Source organism: Streptomyces sp. NPDC096311, assembly GCF_044763085.1.
Classification (GTDB): Bacteria; Actinomycetota; Actinomycetes; order Streptomycetales; family Streptomycetaceae; genus Streptomyces.
Genome location: NZ_JBIWFN010000008.1, coordinates 181,036 through 198,122, shown reverse-complemented (window position 1 = coordinate 198,122; position 17,087 = coordinate 181,036). Strand labels below are relative to the sequence as shown.

At 69.8% G+C, this 17,087-nt stretch carries 15 protein-coding genes; 6 read left to right on the top strand and 9 right to left on the bottom strand.

Annotation, left to right across the window (positions count from 1 at the left end; genetic code table 11):
• The first annotated feature begins 38 nt into the window (after nt 1-38).
• The 3 genes from ACIRA5_RS21900 to ACIRA5_RS21890 are packed head-to-tail and all read left to right on the top strand — an operon-like array spanning nt 39 to nt 3,564.
• On the top strand, nt 39-1,364 hold the full coding sequence (locus tag ACIRA5_RS21900) for an ABC transporter substrate-binding protein (protein ID WP_403693339.1): 1,326 nt from the start codon (nt 39-41) through the stop codon (nt 1,362-1,364).
• A 5-nt stretch (nt 1,365-1,369) separates the two neighbouring features.
• Complete coding sequence (locus ACIRA5_RS21895; protein ID WP_403693055.1) at nt 1,370-2,728, top strand: ABC transporter permease subunit; 1,359 nt, start codon at nt 1,370-1,372, stop codon at nt 2,726-2,728.
• Nucleotides 2,725-3,564, top strand: a complete 840-nt coding sequence (locus tag ACIRA5_RS21890) for a carbohydrate ABC transporter permease (protein ID WP_403693053.1) — start codon at nt 2,725-2,727, stop codon at nt 3,562-3,564. Before ACIRA5_RS21895 ends, ACIRA5_RS21890 begins: the two co-directional genes overlap by 4 nt.
• A gap of 67 nt (nt 3,565-3,631) precedes the next feature.
• Here ACIRA5_RS21890 and pgl read toward each other — a convergent pair whose 3' ends face one another.
• The 5 genes from pgl to tkt are packed head-to-tail and all read right to left on the bottom strand — an operon-like array spanning nt 3,632 to nt 10,258.
• Nucleotides 3,632-4,414 (bottom strand): 6-phosphogluconolactonase, encoded by a 783-nt coding sequence (gene pgl, locus ACIRA5_RS21885; protein ID WP_403693051.1) that lies wholly within the window; start codon nt 4,412-4,414, stop codon nt 3,632-3,634.
• A complete protein-coding gene (gene opcA / locus ACIRA5_RS21880; protein ID WP_403693049.1) occupies nt 4,411-5,478 on the bottom strand; it encodes a glucose-6-phosphate dehydrogenase assembly protein OpcA in 1,068 nt (355 codons plus the stop codon). Before opcA ends, pgl begins: the two co-directional genes overlap by 4 nt.
• Nucleotides 5,475-7,001 (bottom strand): glucose-6-phosphate dehydrogenase, encoded by a 1,527-nt coding sequence (gene zwf, locus ACIRA5_RS21875; protein ID WP_403693337.1) that lies wholly within the window; start codon nt 6,999-7,001, stop codon nt 5,475-5,477. The genes opcA and zwf overlap by 4 nt, the downstream gene beginning before the upstream one ends.
• 1 nt (nt 7,002) lies before the next feature.
• Nucleotides 7,003-8,121 carry a transaldolase gene (gene tal, locus ACIRA5_RS21870; RefSeq protein WP_403693048.1) on the bottom strand — a complete coding sequence of 373 codons (1,119 nt, stop codon included), beginning with the start codon at nt 8,119-8,121 and terminating at the stop codon, nt 7,003-7,005.
• 34 nt (nt 8,122-8,155) lie between these two features.
• Nucleotides 8,156-10,258 (bottom strand): transketolase, encoded by a 2,103-nt coding sequence (gene tkt, locus ACIRA5_RS21865; protein ID WP_403693047.1) that lies wholly within the window; start codon nt 10,256-10,258, stop codon nt 8,156-8,158.
• A gap of 379 nt (nt 10,259-10,637) precedes the next feature.
• Here tkt and ACIRA5_RS21860 point away from each other — a divergent pair, with 379 nt between their 5' ends.
• The 3 genes from ACIRA5_RS21860 (at nt 10,638) to ACIRA5_RS21850 (ending at nt 13,346) form a co-directional block, all read left to right on the top strand.
• Nucleotides 10,638-11,591, top strand: a complete 954-nt coding sequence (locus ACIRA5_RS21860; RefSeq protein ID WP_179436867.1) for a heme o synthase — start codon at nt 10,638-10,640, stop codon at nt 11,589-11,591.
• A gap of 95 nt (nt 11,592-11,686) precedes the next feature.
• The gene (locus tag ACIRA5_RS21855; protein ID WP_403693045.1) at nt 11,687-12,043 is read left to right on the top strand and encodes a hypothetical protein; all 357 of its coding nucleotides are present in this window, start codon (nt 11,687-11,689) and stop codon (nt 12,041-12,043) included.
• A 196-nt stretch (nt 12,044-12,239) separates the two neighbouring features.
• On the top strand, nt 12,240-13,346 hold the full coding sequence (locus ACIRA5_RS21850) for an amidohydrolase family protein (protein ID WP_403693043.1): 1,107 nt from the start codon (nt 12,240-12,242) through the stop codon (nt 13,344-13,346).
• Nucleotides 13,347-13,348: 2 nt separating this feature from the next.
• Here the strand turns inward: ACIRA5_RS21850 and ACIRA5_RS21845 are convergent, their stop codons facing one another.
• The 4 genes from ACIRA5_RS21845 to ACIRA5_RS21830 form a co-directional block, all read right to left on the bottom strand.
• Nucleotides 13,349-14,356, bottom strand: coding sequence for a heme A synthase (locus tag ACIRA5_RS21845; RefSeq protein ID WP_403693041.1), 1,008 nt, complete (start codon nt 14,354-14,356; stop codon nt 13,349-13,351).
• 116 nt (nt 14,357-14,472) lie between these two features.
• Nucleotides 14,473-15,189, bottom strand: a complete 717-nt coding sequence (locus ACIRA5_RS21840) for an ABC transporter permease (protein ID WP_063818556.1) — start codon at nt 15,187-15,189, stop codon at nt 14,473-14,475.
• Nucleotides 15,190-15,239: 50 nt separating this feature from the next.
• Complete coding sequence (locus ACIRA5_RS21835) at nt 15,240-16,163, bottom strand: ABC transporter ATP-binding protein (protein ID WP_403693040.1); 924 nt, start codon at nt 16,161-16,163, stop codon at nt 15,240-15,242.
• A 46-nt stretch (nt 16,164-16,209) separates the two neighbouring features.
• Complete coding sequence (locus tag ACIRA5_RS21830) at nt 16,210-17,040, bottom strand: aminoglycoside N(3)-acetyltransferase (RefSeq protein ID WP_403693038.1); 831 nt, start codon at nt 17,038-17,040, stop codon at nt 16,210-16,212.
• Nucleotides 17,041-17,087: the final 47 nt, after the last annotated feature.

The following is a 17,087-nucleotide window of genomic DNA, read 5'->3' as shown; positions in this document are numbered from 1 at the left end:
CTTCCGTCAATTCCCCTGCCCTGAAAGGGACATCAATGATGATGCGACGACGTACGACCCTGCTCGCGAGCTGCACCGCCCTCGCCCTGGCCCTCGGCGCCACCGCCTGCGGAGGCGGGCCCGTAGCCGCCGGAGGCGGCGGCAAGTCGCTCAGCGGCCAGACGATCACCGTGGCCGGTGTCTGGTCCGGCAGCGAGCAGAAGAACTTCCAGAAGGTGCTGGACGCCTTCACCGAGAAGACGGGCGCCAAGACTCAGTTCGTCTCCACCGGCGACAACGTCTCCACGGTCGTCGGCAGCAAGATCGAGGGTGGCAACGCCCCCGACGTGGTGATGGTCCCGCAGGTCGGCGTCCTTCAGCAGTTCGCGAAGGAGGGCTGGCTCAAGCCGCTCTCCCAGACCACCGAACAGTCCGTCGACACCAATTACGCGAGCGTCTGGAAGAAGTACGGCAGCGTCGGCGACACCCTGTACGGCCTGTACTTCAAGGCCGCCCACAAGTCGACCGTCTGGTACAGCCCCGACGCGCTCGACCAGGCGGGTGTCAAGCCGCCGACCACCTACGACGCCATGCTGAAGGCCGGACACGCCGTCTCCGACTCGGGCCTCGCCGCCTTCTCCGTCGCCGGACAGGACGGCTGGACGCTCACCGACTGGTTCGAGAACATCTACCTCTCCCAGGCGGGCCCTGAGAAGTACGACGCCCTGGCCGCCCACCAGCTGAAATGGACCGACCCGACGGTGGTCGGGGCGCTCACCACCCTCGGCAAGCTCTTCAAGGACAAGCAACTGATGGCCGGCGGCCAGAAGGGGGCCCTGAACACGGACTTCCCCGGCTCCGTCGAGAAGGTCTTCGGACCCAAGCCCGAGGCGGGCATGGTCTACGAGGGCGACTTCGTCGCCGGGGTCGCCAAGGACCAGTTCGGCAAGAAGATCGGCCAGGACGCGAACTTCTTCCCCTTCCCCGCGGTCGACGGCGGCAAGGCGCCGGTGGTCAGCGGCGGCGACGCGGCAGTGGTCCTCAAGGACGGCAAGAACCAGAAGGCCGCCATGACGTTCCTGGAGTACCTGGCGACCCCCGAAGCGGCCGCCGTCTGGGCCGGGGCGGGCGGCTTCCTCTCCCCGAACAAGAAGCTCGACCTCGCCTCCTACAGCGACGACATCGCCCGCGAGACCGCCAAGTCCCTGGTCGCCGCCGGGGATTCGGTCCGCTTCGACATGTCCGACCAGGCCCCCGCCGCGTTCGGCGGCACCAAGGGCGCCGGCGAGTGGAAGATCCTCCAGGACTTCCTCCGTGACCCCTCGGACCCGAAGGCGACCGCGGCCGAACTGGAGAAGGCCGCGGCCAAGGCGTACCAGGGCTGATCGCCATGACCGCCACCCTCGTGAAAGAGGCGAGACCTCCGGCCGTCGGCATGGCCGACCACAGACGGCGCGCCAGGCGCCGCGGCCGGATCATCGCCCTCGTCTTCGTCCTCCCCGCCCTGCTCCTGCTCGGCGCGCTCGTCGTCTATCCCGTGGTCTTCTCCGTGGGGCGCAGCTTCTTCGACGCCTCCGGCAGCCGGTTCGTGGGCGGCGACAACTACACCGAGATGTTCCGCGACCCGGCCACGCTCAAGGCCGTACGCAACAGCGCCATCTGGGTCGTCGTCGCGCCGACGCTGCTCACCGGGCTCGGCCTGGTGCTCGCCGTCCTGGTCGAGAAGATCCGCTGGGCCACCGCGTTCAAGCTGCTGCTGTTCATGCCCATGGCGGTCTCCTTCCTGGCCGCCGGCATCATCTTCCGGCTCGCGTACGACGAGGACCCCGACAAGGGGGTCCTGAACGCCGCCGTGGTCGGCGTCCACGACGCGTTCGAGGGAACCTCGTCCTATCCGACCGCCCGCGCCCGCGACGGCCGAGGCCTCGCCAAGGGCGCCGACGGTTCGTACCGTACGACCGCCTCCGCCTCGCCCGGCGACTCGGTCGGCCTCGGCCTCGTCGGCGTCCTGCCCAAGGATCTGCCGAAGGACGCGAAGCCCGCCTACACGGCCGCAGGGCAGAAGGCGGCCCGGGACGAGCTGCGCGGTGTCGTCTACCTGGACTTCACACCCGGCGGGGGAGGAAAACAGGGCCAGGTCGACCGCGGGGAGAGCGGACTGCCCGAGATGAAGGTCGAGGCGGCGCGCGACGGGAAGACGGTCGCGAGCACGACCACCGCGGCCGACGGCTCCTTCCACTTCCTTGGGTTGGACCCCGGCTCGTACACCGTGCGGCTGCCCGCGTCGAACTTCAGCCCGCCGTACGAGGGTGTGTCCTGGCTCGGTCCGGCGCTGGTCACCCCCGCCATCATCGGCGCGTACCTGTGGATCTGGACCGGCTTCGCCATGGTGCTGATCGGCGCCGGACTCGCCGCCCTGCCGCGCGACGCGCTGGAGGCGGCCCGGATGGACGGCGCCAACGAGTGGCAGATCTTCCGCCGGATCACCGTCCCGCTGCTGGCACCCGTGCTCACCGTGGTCTTCGTCACGCTCGTGATCAACGTGATGAAGGTCTTCGACCTCGTCTACATCATCGCGCCCGGCCCCGTGCAGGAGGACGCCACCGTGCTCGCCACCCAGATGTGGCTGGTGTCCTTCGGCGGCGGCAACAACCAGGGACTGGGCAGCGCACTCGGTGTGCTCCTCCTGCTCCTGGTCGTCCCCGCCATGGTCTTCAACGTCCGCCGCTTCCGAAGGAGTCAACGATGAACGCGCTCAGGCGGGGGCTGGGCAACGGCCTGGTGCAGGCGTTCCTGGTGATCGTCGGCCTGGTCTGGGTCACCCCGCTCGCCGGGCTCTTCCTCTCCTCGATGCGCTCGGCGCACGACACCGCCGAAGGAGGCTGGTGGACGGTGCTGACCAGCCCCGGTCAGCTCTCCTTCGACAACTACTCAGCCCTCCTGGGCAATGCGGGGATGACGCGGGCGTTCTGGAACACCGTGCTGATCTCCGTGCCGGCCACCGTTCTCGTCGTGGTGATCGCGGCGCTCGCCGGATACGCCTTCGCCTGGCTGGAGTTTCCCTTCCGGGACACGATCTTCCTGGTCGTGGTGGCGTTGTTGGTGGTGCCGGTCCAGATCGGGCTGCTGCCCGTCGCCAAACTCTTCGGCGCGCTCGGACTGTTCGGCACGATTCCCGGTGTGGTGCTCTTCCACGTCTCCTACGGGCTGCCGTTCGCCATCTTCCTGCTGCGCAACTACTTCGCGGAGATGCCGAAGGAGATGCTGGAGGCCGCCCGGATGGACGGAGGCAGCGAGTGGCGCATCTTCACCCGGCTGGTGCTGCCGGTCGGACGCCCGGCCCTCGCGAGCCTGGCCATCTTCCAGTTCCTGTGGGTGTGGAACGACATGCTGGTCGCCCTGCTGTTCGCCGACAGTTCCTCGCAGCCATTGACGGTCGAACTCCAGTCCCAGATACGACAGTTCGGCAGCAACATCGATGTGCTGGCGCCGGGGGCGTTTTTGTCGCTGATCGTTCCGGTGCTGGTGTTCTTCGCGTTCCAGCGGCACTTCGTGCAAGGGGTGATGGCCGGGTCGGTGAAGTGAGGGGCCGCGCCCTCGGGCCCCCGCCAAAAGACCGCGCGGTCTCCTGGCGGGGGCCCAACCCCTGGGCTCAGGCCGAAGCCGGCGGGTACAGCGAGCGCGGCAGCTGGGAGGCCGCCGCCGAGTCCAGGAGCCACAGGGTGCGGGAGCGCCCGTGGGCGCCGGCCGCCGGGGCCTGCACCTCGCCCGCGCCCGAGAGGGCGATCGCCGCCGCCTGCGCCTTGTCCTCGCCGGCCGCCAGCAACCAGACCTCACGGGCGGAACGGATCGCGGGCAGGGTGAGCGTGACCCGGGTCGGCGGGGGCTTGGGGGCGCCGTGCACACCCACCACCGTCCGCTCCGTCTCACGGACCGCGGGCAGCTCCGGGAAGAGCGAGGCCACGTGGGTGTCCGGGCCGACGCCCAGCATCAGGACGTCGAACGAGGGCACGGAAGCGTGGTTCTCGGGGCCCGCGGCCTTCGCGAGCTCGGCCGCGTAGGCCTCCGCCGCCGCGTCCACGTCGGTACCGTACGGACCGTCGGACGCGGGCATCGGATGCACGCGCGCGGGGTCCACCGGCACCGAGTCCAGCAGTGCCGCACGGGCCTGGGTGTCGTTGCGGTCCGGATCGCCCTCGGGCAGGAACCGCTCGTCACCCCACCACAGGTCGATGCGGCCCCAGTCGATGGCGTCCCGGGCGGGCGCGGTCGCGAGCGCCGCGAGGAGCCCGTTGCCGTTGCGCCCGCCGGTGAGGACCACCGAGGCGTAGCCGCGCGAGGCCTGCGCGTCCACGACCTTGGTGATCAGCCGGGCCGCGGCGGCCTGGGCCATCAGCTCCTTGTCGCGGTGCACGACGAGCTGCGGAGTGCTCACTCGGAGGCCGCCTTCTTCGCAGGGGCCTTCGCGGCGGCTTTCGCGGGGGCCTTCTTCGCGGGTGCCTTGGCGGCGACGGTCTTGACGGCCGCCTTCGCCGTGGCCGGTTCCTCCTCGACGGCGACTGCCTCGGCCGCCGCCCCGTTCAGCCGGTCCACCCCGTACCGCAGCGCCGACGCGTAGGTGTCGTCAGGGTCGAGCCGGCGCAGCTCCTCCGCGATCAGTTCCGAGGTGTCGCGGCGCTTGAGGGCCACCGCACGGTCGGGCTGGCCGTTGATGGAGAGGGTCGCCAGGGTGCCGTCGGCGCGGTCCAGGGCGATCGGGCCGCAGCTCGTCTCCATGCGGACGGCGGTGAGGCCGGGGCCGGAGGACTTGGACCGCTTGACAGGGACGTCCAGTCGGTCCGCGAGCCACATGGCGAGCAGCTCCACGCTCGGGTTGAACTCCTCGCCCTCCACCTCGACCGCGTTCACGTCACAGATGACCTGGTCGAGGGCGGCGGCCAGCATCGAGCGCCAGGGCGTGATGCGGGTCCAGGAGAGGTCGGTGTCCCCGGGGGTGTAGGCGTCGGCACGCGCGTTGAGCTCGCGTACGGGCGCCTCGGCGGCGTAGGTGTCGGTGACGCGGCGCTGGGCCAGCTTTCCGAGGGGGTCGTTGGCCGGGTCGAGCGGCGCGCTCACCGGCCACCAGACGACGACCGGCGCGTCCGGCAGCAGCAGCGGCAGGACGACCGAGTCGGCGTGGTCGGCGACCTCGCCGTACAGCCGCAGCACGACCGTCTCGCCGGTGCCCGCGTCCGCGCCGACCCGTACCTCGGCGTCGAGGCGCGACTTCGTGCGGTCGCGGGGCGAGCGGGAGACGCGCTTGATGACCACGAGGGTGCGGGAGGGGTGCTCGCGGGACGCCTCGTTGGCGGCCTTCAGAGCGTCGTAGGCGTTCTCCTCGTCGGTGACGATGACGAGGGTGAGCACCATGCCGACGGCGGGGGTGCCGATGGCGCGGCGGCCCCGCACCAGCGCCTTGTTGATCTTGCTGGCCGTGGTGTCCGTGAGGTCTATCTTCATGGGCGACGCCAGCTCCGTCCGTCTCGCTCGAGCATTTCGTCGGCCTCGACGGGGCCCCACGTGCCCGAGGGGTACTGCGCGGGCTTGCCGTGCTTGTCCCAGTACTGCTCGATCGGGTCGAGGATCTTCCAGGACAGCTCGACCTCCTCCGTGCGCGGGAAGAGGTTCGAGTCGCCCAGCAGGACGTCCAGGATCAGGCGCTCGTACGCCTCCGGGCTCGACTCCGTGAAGGACTCACCGTAGGCGAAGTCCATGGACACGTCCCGGATCTCCATCGAGGTGCCGGGCACCTTGGAGCCGAAGCGGACCGTGATGCCCTCGTCGGGCTGGACGCGGATGACGATCGCGTTCTGGCCCAGTTCCTCCGTCGCCGTGTGGTCGAAGGGGGAGTGCGGGGCGCGCTGGAAGACCACCGCGATCTCGGTGACGCGGCGGCCGAGCCGCTTGCCCGTGCGCAGGTAGAAGGGGACGCCCGCCCAGCGACGGTTGTCCACCTCGACCTTGATCGCGGCGTAGGTGTCGGTCTTCGACTTGGGGTCGATGCCGTCTTCCTGGAGGTAGCCGACGGCCTTCTCGCCGCCCTGCCAGCCGGCCGCGTACTGCCCGCGGACGGTGTCGCGGCCCAGATCCCGGGGGATCCGGACCGCGCCGAGAACCTTGGTCTTCTCGGCAGCGAGGGCGTCCGCGTCGAAGGAGGCGGGCTCCTCCATGGCGGTCAGGGCCATCAGCTGCAGGAGGTGGTTCTGGATCACGTCCCGGGCGGCGCCGATGCCGTCGTAGTAGCCGGCCCGGCCGCCGATACCGATGTCCTCGGCCATGGTGATCTGCACGTGGTCGACGAAGGACCGGTTCCAGATCGGCTCGAACATGGTGTTGGCGAAGCGGAGCGCCAGGATGTTCTGGACGGTCTCCTTGCCGAGGTAGTGGTCGATGCGGAAGACCTGGTCCGAGGCGAAGACCTCGTGCACGATCGCGTTGAGTTCCTCGGCCGACTTCAGGTCGTGGCCGAAGGGCTTCTCGATGACCGCGCGCCGCCAGGAGCCGTTCGACTGGTCGGCCAGGTGATGCTTCTTCAACTGCTGGATGACCACCGGGAAGGCAGACGGCGGCACGGAGAGGTAGAAGGCGAAGTTGCCGCCCGTACCCTGTGCCTTGTCCAGCTCGTCGATCGTGGCGCGCAGCCGCTCGAACGCGTCGTCGTCGTCGAAGGTGCCCTGGACGAAGCGCATCCCCTGGATGAGCTGCTGCCAGACCTCCTCGCGGAACTCCGTACGGGCGTGTTCCTTGACGGCGTCGTGGACCTCCTGGGCGAAGTCCTCGTTCCTCCACTCGCGGCGGGCGAAGCCGACGAGCGAGAAGCCCGGCGGCAGCAGCCCGCGGTTGGCGAGGTCGTACACGGCGGGCATCAGCTTTTTACGTGACAAATCGCCCGTGACGCCGAAGATGACCAGGCCCGACGGCCCCGCGATACGCGGGAGCCGTCGGTCTGCGGGGTCACGCAGCGGGTTGCTGCTTGACAAGATTTCAGCCCTCCGAAGGGGCGAGGCGCTTGAGCTCCGCCTCTGTGGACTTGAGCAGGTCGTTCCAGGACGCCGCGAACTTCTCGACGCCCTCGTCCTCCAGGAGCTGGACCACGTCGTCGTACGAGATCCCGAGCTTCTCGACCGCGTCGAGCTCGGCGCGCGACTGCTCGTACGTACCGGCGATGGTGTTACCGGTGATGTCGCCGTGGTCCTCGGTGGCCTGCAGAGTGGCCTCCGGCATGGTGTTCACCGTGTTCGGCGCCACCAGATCGTCGACGTACAGGGTGTCCTTGTACGCCGGGTCCTTGACGCCGGTCGACGCCCACAGGGGGCGCTGCTTGTTGGCCTGCGCCTTGTCGAGGGCGGCCCAGCGGTCGGAGGAGAAGACCTCCTCGTACGCCTCGTAGGCGAGCCGGGCGTTGGCGAGAGCCGCCTTGCCGCGGGCGGCCTTGGCCTCGGAGGTGCCCAGGGCGTCGAGCCGCTTGTCGATCTCGGTGTCCACGCGGGACACGAAGAAGGACGCCACCGAGTGGATCTTGGAGAGGTCCAGGCCCGCGGCCTTCGCCTTCTCCAGACCCGCCAGGTAGGCGTCCATGACCTCGCGGTAGCGCTCCAGCGAGAAGATCAGCGTGACGTTGACGCTGATGCCCCTGCCGATGACCTCGGTGATCGCGGGCAGGCCCGCCTTGGTCGCCGGGATCTTGATGAGCGTGTTCGGGCGGTCCACCAGCCAGGCCAGCTGCTTGGCCTCGGCGATGGTCGCGCCGGTGTTGTGGGCGAGGCGCGGGTCGACCTCGATGGAGACCCGGCCGTCCTGGCCCTGCGTCGCGTCGAAGACCGGGCGCAGGATGTCGGCGGCGTCACGGACGTCCGCCGTCGTGATCATGCGGATGGCCTCGTCGACGGTGACCTTGCGGGCGGCGAGATCGGCGAGCTGCTGCTCGTAGCCGTCACCGCTGCTGATCGCCTTCTGGAAGATCGACGGGTTGGTGGTGACGCCCACGACGTGCTGCTGGTCGATCAGTTCGGCGAGATTGCCGGACGTGATCCGCTTGCGCGACAGGTCGTCCAGCCAGATCGCGACGCCTTCCTCGGAGAGGCGCTTGAGTGCGTCTGTCATGGAAATTGCATCTCCTACGTGTCGTATATGAGCGTCAGCGCTGGGCTGCGGCGATCGATTCCCGGGCGGCGTCGGCGACGTTCTCGGCAGTGAAGCCGAATTCACGGAAGAGGACCTTGCCGTCGGCCGAAGCACCGAAGTGCTCCAGCGAAACAATGCGTCCCGCGTCCCCGACGAACCGGTGCCAGGTCAGACCGATACCGGCCTCGATCGAGACGCGCGCCTTCACCGACGGCGGCAGGACGCTGTCCCGGTACCCCTGGTCCTGCTCCTCGAACCACTCCACACACGGCATGGACACGACCCGCGTCGGGACGCCCGCGGCCTGGAGCTGCTCGCGCGCCTCCACCGCCACGTGCACCTCGGAACCGGTGGCCATGAGGATGACCTCCGGCTCCGCGCTCTGCCCGTCGGGCCCTTCGGCCTCGAACCGGACGTAACCGCCCTTGACCGTGTTCTCGTCGGCCTCGTACGTCGGCACGCCCTGACGGGTCAGCGCGAGGCCGTGCGGGGCGCCCTTGCCGAAGACCTTCGTGTAGCGCTTGAGAATCTCGCGCCAGGCGATCGCGGTCTCGTTGGCGTCCGCGGGACGGACGACGTTGAGGCCGGGGATGGCGCGCAGCGAGGCCAGGTGTTCGACCGGCTGGTGGGTCGGGCCGTCCTCACCGAGACCGATGGAGTCGTGCGTCCACACGTACGTCACCGGCAGGTGCATCAGCGCGGACAGACGCACGGCGTTGCGCATGTAGTCGGAGAACACCAGGAAGGTGCCACCGTAGACACGGGTGTTGCCGTGCAGCGTGATGCCGTTCATCTCCGCGGCCATGGAGTGCTCGCGGATGCCGAAGTGGATCGTGCGGCCGTACGGGTTCGCGCCCGGCAGCGGGTTGTCGGCCGGCAGGAACGAGGAGTTCGGGTCGATCGTCGTGTTGTTCGAGCCCGCGAGGTCGGCGGAGCCGCCCCACAGCTCGGGGATGACCGCACCGAGAGCCTGCAGCACCTTGCCGGACGCGGCACGGGTGGCGACACCCTTGCCCGCCTCGAACGCCGGGAGCTTCTCCTCCCAGCCGGCCGGCAGCTCGCACGCGGCGATCCGGTCGAATTCGGCGGCACGCTCGGGCTGAGCGGTGCGCCACTCCTGGAAGCCCTTCTCCCACTCGGCCTTCGCCTCACGGCCGCGGTCGAGAGCCTGGCGGGTGTGCGCGAGGACCTCGTCCGCGACGTCGAAGGACTTCTCCGGGTCGAAGCCGAGGACGCGCTTGGTGGCCGCGACCTCGTCCTCGCCGAGCGCCGAGCCGTGCGCGGCCTCGGTGTTCTGTGCGTGCGGAGCGGGCCAGGCGATGATCGAGCGCATCGCGATGAACGACGGCTTGTCCGTCACCTTCTTCGCGGCCTCGATCGCGTTGTAGATGGCGTGCGGGTCGATGTCGCCGTCCGGCTTCGGCGCGACGCGCTGCACGTGCCAGCCGTACGCCTCGTACCGCTTGACGGTGTCCTCGGAGACCGCGGTCTCGGTGTCGCCCTCGATCGAGATGTGGTTGTCGTCCCACAGCAGCACGAGGTTGCCGAGCTTCTGGTGACCGGCCAGGGAGGACGCCTCGTGCGAGATGCCCTCCTGGAGGCAGCCGTCGCCGGCGATCGCGTAGATGAAGTGGTCGAAGGGTGACTCGCCCTGCGCCGTGTCCGGGTCGAACAGACCGCGCTCGTAGCGGGCGGCCATCGCCATGCCCACCGCGTTGGCGACACCCTGCCCGAGCGGGCCGGTCGTGGTCTCCACGCCCGGGGTGTGTCCGTACTCCGGGTGGCCCGGGGTGCGGGAGCCCCACGTCCGGAAGGACTCCAGATCGTCCAGCTCCAGGCCGAACCCGGCCAGGTAGAGCTGCGTGTAGAGGGTCAGTGACGAGTGGCCCGCGGACAGCACGAAGCGGTCACGTCCGGTCCAGTCGGGATCCGCCGGGTCGTGCCGCATCACCTTCTGAAAGAGGGTGTACGCGGCAGGCGCCAGACTCATGGCCGTACCGGGATGGCCGTTTCCGACCTTCTGTACGGCATCGGCGGCCAGGACGCGGGCGGTGTCGACGGCCCGCTGGTCCAACTCGGTCCACTCGAGGTCTGTGGTGGTCGGCTTGGTGCTCACCCTGGGTCAGGGCTCCTCTCCACATGTCACGCATGTCGAATGCCGGTGCACTGGGCGCCCACCGGCCGTTGTCGAGCCTACCCCCGTAGGTACGTGCGTTTTTTCGAGTCATTCCAGACTGCCGGGACTCTCCGGGATCCGCCTCCCGACTGGTCCGTTCCGTGTTCGGCAAGTGAATACGGAGCCGCTCGTAAGAGTGCTCAATCGAGCTCCGTCGCGCCCGTCGTGCACGCCCTCTTCCCGCCCTGGTGCGGCCGCTCCCAACACGACCCCACCCCCGCGAAGGCCGAGGTATAGGCAACGTCTACAGTGGCGTGGTACGCGCGAGCCTTTACGGGGAGTTCACACCCGGGGGCTTGCTGGGATGTCTCTGTCAGGGGTGTGCGTGACGGCCGTCGAATCCCGTCCAGCGGGGGTGCTCGGGACGAGCAGCAGCCCGAGCCACCGGCCGTTCGGGGCCCGTGTGAAGGCGTTTGTGGCGCTGACCAAGCCACGAATCATCGAACTGTTGCTGATCACCACCGTTCCGGTGATGTTCCTGGCCCAGCAGGGTGTACCCGACCTGAAGCTGGTCCTGCTCACCTGCCTCGGCGGTTTTCTGTCGGCGGGCGGCGCCAACGCGCTGAACATGTACATCGACCGCGACATCGACGCCCTGATGGAGCGCACCTCGCAGCGCCCGCTGGTCACCGGCATGGTCAGCCCACGCGAGTGCCTGGCCTTCGGGATCACGCTGGCGGTCGTCTCGACCCTGCTGTTCGGGCTGACCGTCAACTGGCTGTCCGCCTGGCTGTCACTCGGAGCGCTCCTTTTCTACGTCGTCGTTTACACGATGATCCTCAAGCGGCGCACCTCCCAGAACATCGTCTGGGGCGGCATCGCCGGCTGCCTCCCGGTGCTCATCGGCTGGTCGTCCGTCACCGACTCCATGTCGTGGGCGCCGGTCATCCTCTTCCTCGTCATGTTCTTCTGGACGCCGCCGCACTACTGGCCGCTGTCCATGAAGGTGAAGGAGGACTACGCGCGCGTGGGCGTGCCGATGCTCCCGGTCGTCGCCTCCAACAAGGTGGTCGCCCGCCAGATCGTCATCTACAGCTGGGTGATGGTCGCGGTCTCGCTGCTGCTCACCCCGCTCGGCTACACGGGCTGGTTCTACACGCTGGTCGCGCTCGGCGCGGGCGGGTTCTGGCTGTGGGAGGCGCACGGTCTGCAGAACCGCGCCAAGGCCGAGGTGACCGGCGGGAAGCTCAAGGAGATGCGGCTGTTCCACTGGTCCATCACCTATGTCTCGCTCCTGTTCGTGGCGGTCGCGGTGGACCCCTTCCTGCGCTAGGGCCCGTCCGGCGAGTCTTCACGGGCGGGGTACGTGGGCTAAGCCACGTACCCCGCCCGTCGCCGTTTGATCTACCCGTCGGTAGCATCCTGGCCATGGCAGACACGCAGCACGTTGACGAGACCACCGGCGCCGCCCAGGACGTCAAGGCCGAGCGCAAGGCGGCCAAGCTCGCCCAGTGGATCAACGCCTTCGCCAAGGAGCACGGCGGGACCGAGGGACACGTCGAGTACATCGGACAGCGCGGCGCCCGGATCGTCCTCGTCGGCGCGGACGGTGCCTGGGGGGACGTGGTGGCGCCCACCTTCACGATTGCCGAAGAGGCCGTGAAGAAGGCCGGGATCACTGTTCACGAGACGTTCGACGGTGAGTTCGCGGCGAAGGTCAAGACGGGGCCGTACGAGTGGAAGAGGATGGCGGGGATCCAGCTTGGGGCGCCGAGTAACGGCTGACCATATCCGTTATCTGTCACCTGACGGTTGATATCGGTCATCTGATATCGGTCATCTGATTTCCGTCGGCCGTCAGTTGTCATCTGTCGGCTGTCATCCGTCAGCTGTTGGTACGCCTTGCGCTTCCCCAACACCTGACGCCCGCCTCACCCGTTAGGACCTGAAGAACGCAACGGTCCAGTCGCGGGGAGTCCGGATGATCGAAACGCCATCCCTGGTGGACCAGTACTGCCACGGCGTACTGAGGACGGAGCTGGGCCTCGGCACCTTCGAGGCCCACCTCGCCAGAACCGAGGGCCCCCCGGCCCCCGGCACCACCTTCTTCGACACCCAGACCGGCTTCGCGGTACGCCGCTGGTGCCCGCCCCTGCTCGGCCTGGAACCGCACTGTCCGCCCGCCCGCTATCTGGCCCGGCGCCGCGAGCTCGGCGTCCTGGAGTCGGGGCGCAGACTTCTGCGCGGCAGCGGTATCACGACGTACCTCGTCGACACGGGGCTGCCCGGGGACCTGACGGGACCGGGCGAGATGGCCTCGACCGGCGCGGCCCAGGCCCATGAGATCGTCCGCCTGGAGTTGCTGGCGGAACAGGTCGCGGACACCTCGGGCACCGTCGAGTCCTTCCTCGCCAATCTTGCCGAGTCCGTCCACGGGGCCGCCGCGAACGCGGTCGCCTTCACGTCGGTCGCGGGGGGACGCCACGGTCTGGCGCTCGCGCCCGAGCCGCCAGGACCGGGAGAGGTGCGGGGCGCGGCGGGCCGCTGGCTCGCGGGCCGCCGGGTGGGCGGGGCGCTGAGCGACCCGGTTCTGCTGCGCCACCTACTGTGGATCGCGGTCGCCTCGGGGCTGCCTCTCCAGCTCCACGCCGGCCTGGGTGAACCCGGTCTGCGCATCGACCGCACCGACCCCGTCCTGCTCACCGACTTCGCCCGTGCCACGGCCGGGCTGGGCACGGATCTCGTCCTCCTGCACGGCTACCCGTACCACCGTCACGCGGCGCACCTCGCCGGGGTCTTCCCGCACGTCTACGCCGATCTGGGTGCCGCGCTGGTGCGTACGGGAGCCCGGGCGGCGGCCGTCCTCTCCGAGATCCTGGAGCTTGCCCCCTTCGGCAAGCTCCTGTTCTCCAGCGGGGCGCACGGTCTGCCCGAACTGCACGTCGTCGGCGCACGCTTGTTCCGTGAGGCGCTGGCCCGGGTACTGGGCGCCTGGGTCGCCGAGGGCGCCTGGTCGCTGGTGGACGCGCAGCGGGTGGCCGGGCTGATCGCGGCGGGGAACGCGCGGCGGGTGTACGGCGTGGATTGAGGCTACGCGCGCGTGAGCGCCGATTCCGCGGCCGGACCCGGCAGTTCCGCCGCGGCCTCCGGGCGTTCGCGCAGCGACAGCAGGACCCGCAGGGCGCCGATCCACACCAGGCAGGCGCCGAACATGTGGAGGCCGACCAAGGCCTCGGGGAGGTCCGTGAAGTACTGGACGTAGCCGATGACACCCTGGCCGAGCAGGATCAGGAACAGGTCGCGGGTGCGGTCGAGCGGGCCCTTGGGGGCGTCGACGGCCTTGAGGACGAACCACAGGGCGAAAGTCAACGTGACCACGATCCAGGCCAGCACGGCGTGCAGCTTGGTGACGGTCTCCCAGTTGACGGCCATGCGTTCGACCTCGCTGGAGTCGCCCGCGTGCGGACCCGCGCCGGTGACCACCGTGCCCACCGCGATCAGCAGGACGGTGACAGCGACCAGGCACCACACGAGCTGCTGCACCGCCTTGCCGACCAGCGGGCGCGGCTCGGCGGAGCCCTCGCGCGTGCGCTGCCACATCACCGTGGCCACCGTGATGAGCGCCGTGGAGAGCAGGAAGTGCGCGGCGACCGTGTAGGGGTTGAGGCCGACCAGGACGACGATGCCGCCGAGGATCGCGTTGCTCATGACGATCCAGAACTGCGCCCAGCCGAGCCGGGTGAGGTCGCGCCGCCAGGGCTTCTCGGAGCGCGCGGCGATGATCGCCCAGCCGACCGCCGCGCACAGCACGTAGGTCAGCATGCGGTTGGTGAACTCGATGACTCCGTGGAAGCCCATCGCGCTCGTCGTGGTGAGCGAGTCGTCGGTGCACTTGGGCCAGGTCGGGCAGCCGAGGCCCGAACCGGTCAGCCGTACGGCGCCGCCGGTGACCACGATGACGACCGACATGACGAGCGCGGCGAGGGCCGCTCGTCGAATCGTCCGGGAGGTCGGGGTCCAGCGTTCGGCGATGAGGGCGAGCGGGTTGCGCGCGAAGGCTACGGCGTCGGCTCGGGTCACGTTTGGCACGCGCCCCATCGTAGGCGGCCGCTTGTGCACGCCTTCACGAGGCCCCCGCACCTACGCAAATCGCCACCTCGGTCCGTCTCGGAGGCCCGTACACCCAGAACACCCGGAGCCACTCACGCCCGGAGTCACTCCCAGCGGAAGAACTTGCCCGCCGCTCCCAGGCCCACGACCGCCCACACGGCGAGGATCCCGAGGTCGCCCCACGGCAGGCCCGCCCCGTGCTGGAGCACGTCCCGCAGCCCGTCCGAGAGCGCCGAGACGGGCAGCAGGCCGAGCACGTCCTGGGCGCCCGCCGGGAACTTGTCCATCGGGACGATCACACCGCCGCCCACGAGGAGCAGCAGGAAGACCAGGTTCGCGGCGGCGAGCGTCGCCTCCGCCTTGAGCGTGCCGGCCATCAGCAGGCCCAGGCCCGAGAAGGCGGCCGTGCCGAGGATCAGCAGGAGCAGGACGGACAGCGGGTTGCCGTGCGGCGACCAGCCCAGGGAGAAGGCGATCGCCGTCAGCAGGACGACCTGGAGGACCTCCGTGACCAGCACGGACGCCGTCTTCGCGGTCATCAGGCCCCAGCGGGGCAGCGGGGAGGCGGCGAGCCGCTTCAGGACCCCATAGCGCCGCTCGAAGCCGGTGGCGATGGCCTGCCCGGTGAACGCGGTCGACATCACGGCGAGTGCCAGGATGCCGGGGGCCAGGAAGTCGACCGACTTGCCCTTGCCGGTGTCGATGATGTCGACCGAGCTGAACAGGACCAGCAGGAGTGTCGGGATGATCACCGTGAGCAGGAGCTGCTCGCCGTTGCGCAGCAGCATCTTCGTCTCGAGCGCGGCCTGCGCGCCGATCATCCGGGGCAGCGGGGCCGCCCCCGGCTTCGGGGTGTAGGTACCGGCGGTGGTCACGAACGCAGCTCCTTGCCGGTCAGTTCCAAGAACACGTCTTCCAGGGTGTGGCGCTCGACGGAGATCTTCTCCGGCATCACCCCGTGCTGCGCGCACCAGGACGTGACGGTGGCCAGCAGCTGCGGGTCGATCTTGCCGCCCACCCGGTACGAGCCGGGTGTCAGCTCGGCGGCCGTGCAGTCGGCCGGCAGGGCCTTGAGCAGGGAGCCGACGTCGAGCGCGGGACGGCCGGTGAAGCGCAGGGTGTTCTCGGCGCCGCCGCGGCACAGTTCTTCGGGGGAGCCCTGCGCGATGACCCTGCCCGCGTCGATGATCGCGACGTCGTCGGAGAGTTGCTCGGCCTCGTCCATGTAGTGCGTGGTGAGGATGACCGAGACGCCGTCGGCGCGCAGATCGCGGACGAGGTCCCAGGTGGCGCGGCGGGCCTGCGGGTCGAGGCCCGCGGTCGGCTCGTCGAGGAAGACCAGCTCGGGGCGGCCGACCACGGCCATCGCGAGCGCCAGGCGCTGCTGCTGGCCGCCCGAGAGCCGCCGGTAGGTCGTGCGGCCGCAGCTGTCGAGGCCGAGCCGTTCGATGAGTGCGTCCACGTCCAGGGGGTGGGCGTGGAGCTTCGCCACATGGCGGAGCATCTCGTCGGCGCGGGCACCGGAGTAGACCCCGCCGGACTGGAGCATCACTCCGATGCGGGAGTGGAGCTGCCCGGACTGTCTCACCGGGTCGAGGCCCAGGACGCGTACCGTGCCCGAATCCGGCTTCCGGTACCCCTCGCAGGTCTCGACCGTGGTCGTCTTGCCCGCCCCGTTGGGGCCCAGTACGGCGGTGATGCCCGCCTCGGCCACCAGGTCGAGGCCGTCCACCGCGGTCTTGTCGCCGTACCGCTTCACCAGGGCCTGGACCTGGACCACGGGCTCGCTTCGCATGAGGCGCAAGTCTAGGGAGCCGGTCGGGTGATCGGTCGGGCGGGGTTCAGGAGGCGGTCCTGGGTACGACCCATGCGTCGCGGGGGCGGTGCAGTGCCAGCCAGCGCTCCGCGTACGCCACCGCGTCGGCCACCGGGAACAGGCGTGCGTCGGCCGCGCCCACCCGGCCCCGTACGACGGGGCGGTCGCGTTCGAAGTCGGAGCCCAGTTCGTCGAAGCGGTCGGAGTCGACAGAGACCTCCGTGACGACCTCCCAGCGGGTCGCTCCCCGCGGGGTGCGCACCGGGCGTCCCACCTCGACGAGCGGGGACGGTATGCGGTATTCGGCGAGGTGGAAGCTGGTGCACGTGTCGTAGCCCGCGCCGAGCAGGAGCACCCGGGCGCCGAGGGTCTCCAGGCGGGCCAGTGGGCTGTGTTCGCCGAGCCGGCAGTCGGGGGCGTGTCCCTCGACGATCTGCGCCGCGCGGGGGCCGAGGGCCGCGAAGGAGGTCTGCGGATGGGCGCTGCGCAGGGCGCCGGGCCAGGTGCGGACGGTCTCCGGGATCACGCCGACCCCGCGGCTGGGCGTCACGAGGGGGTCGTACGCGGGCATCGTCGCCCGAATGGGCGACCACCACTCCTCGGGTACGGGCGGATTGCTCCACAGCGCCGGGTCGGAGAGGTCCCCGGACTGGGTGGGGACCACCAGGGTGCCGTCGGGACCGAGGGCGTCGAGCAGTCCCTGGACGGCGGCGACGGCGCCGCCGTTGACCCAGCCGAGGGACCTCAGGGAGGTGTGCGCGAGAAGCGTCTCTCCGGGCTGGACGCCCAGCTCCAGAAGGTGCGCGGCGAGGGTCTCGCGTGTGACGAGTGGGCCGGTCGGAGGGGGTGTCGACATGGTTCCCGAGTCTCGCGGAGCGCGGGTCCCGAAGCCAGTGAATTGAT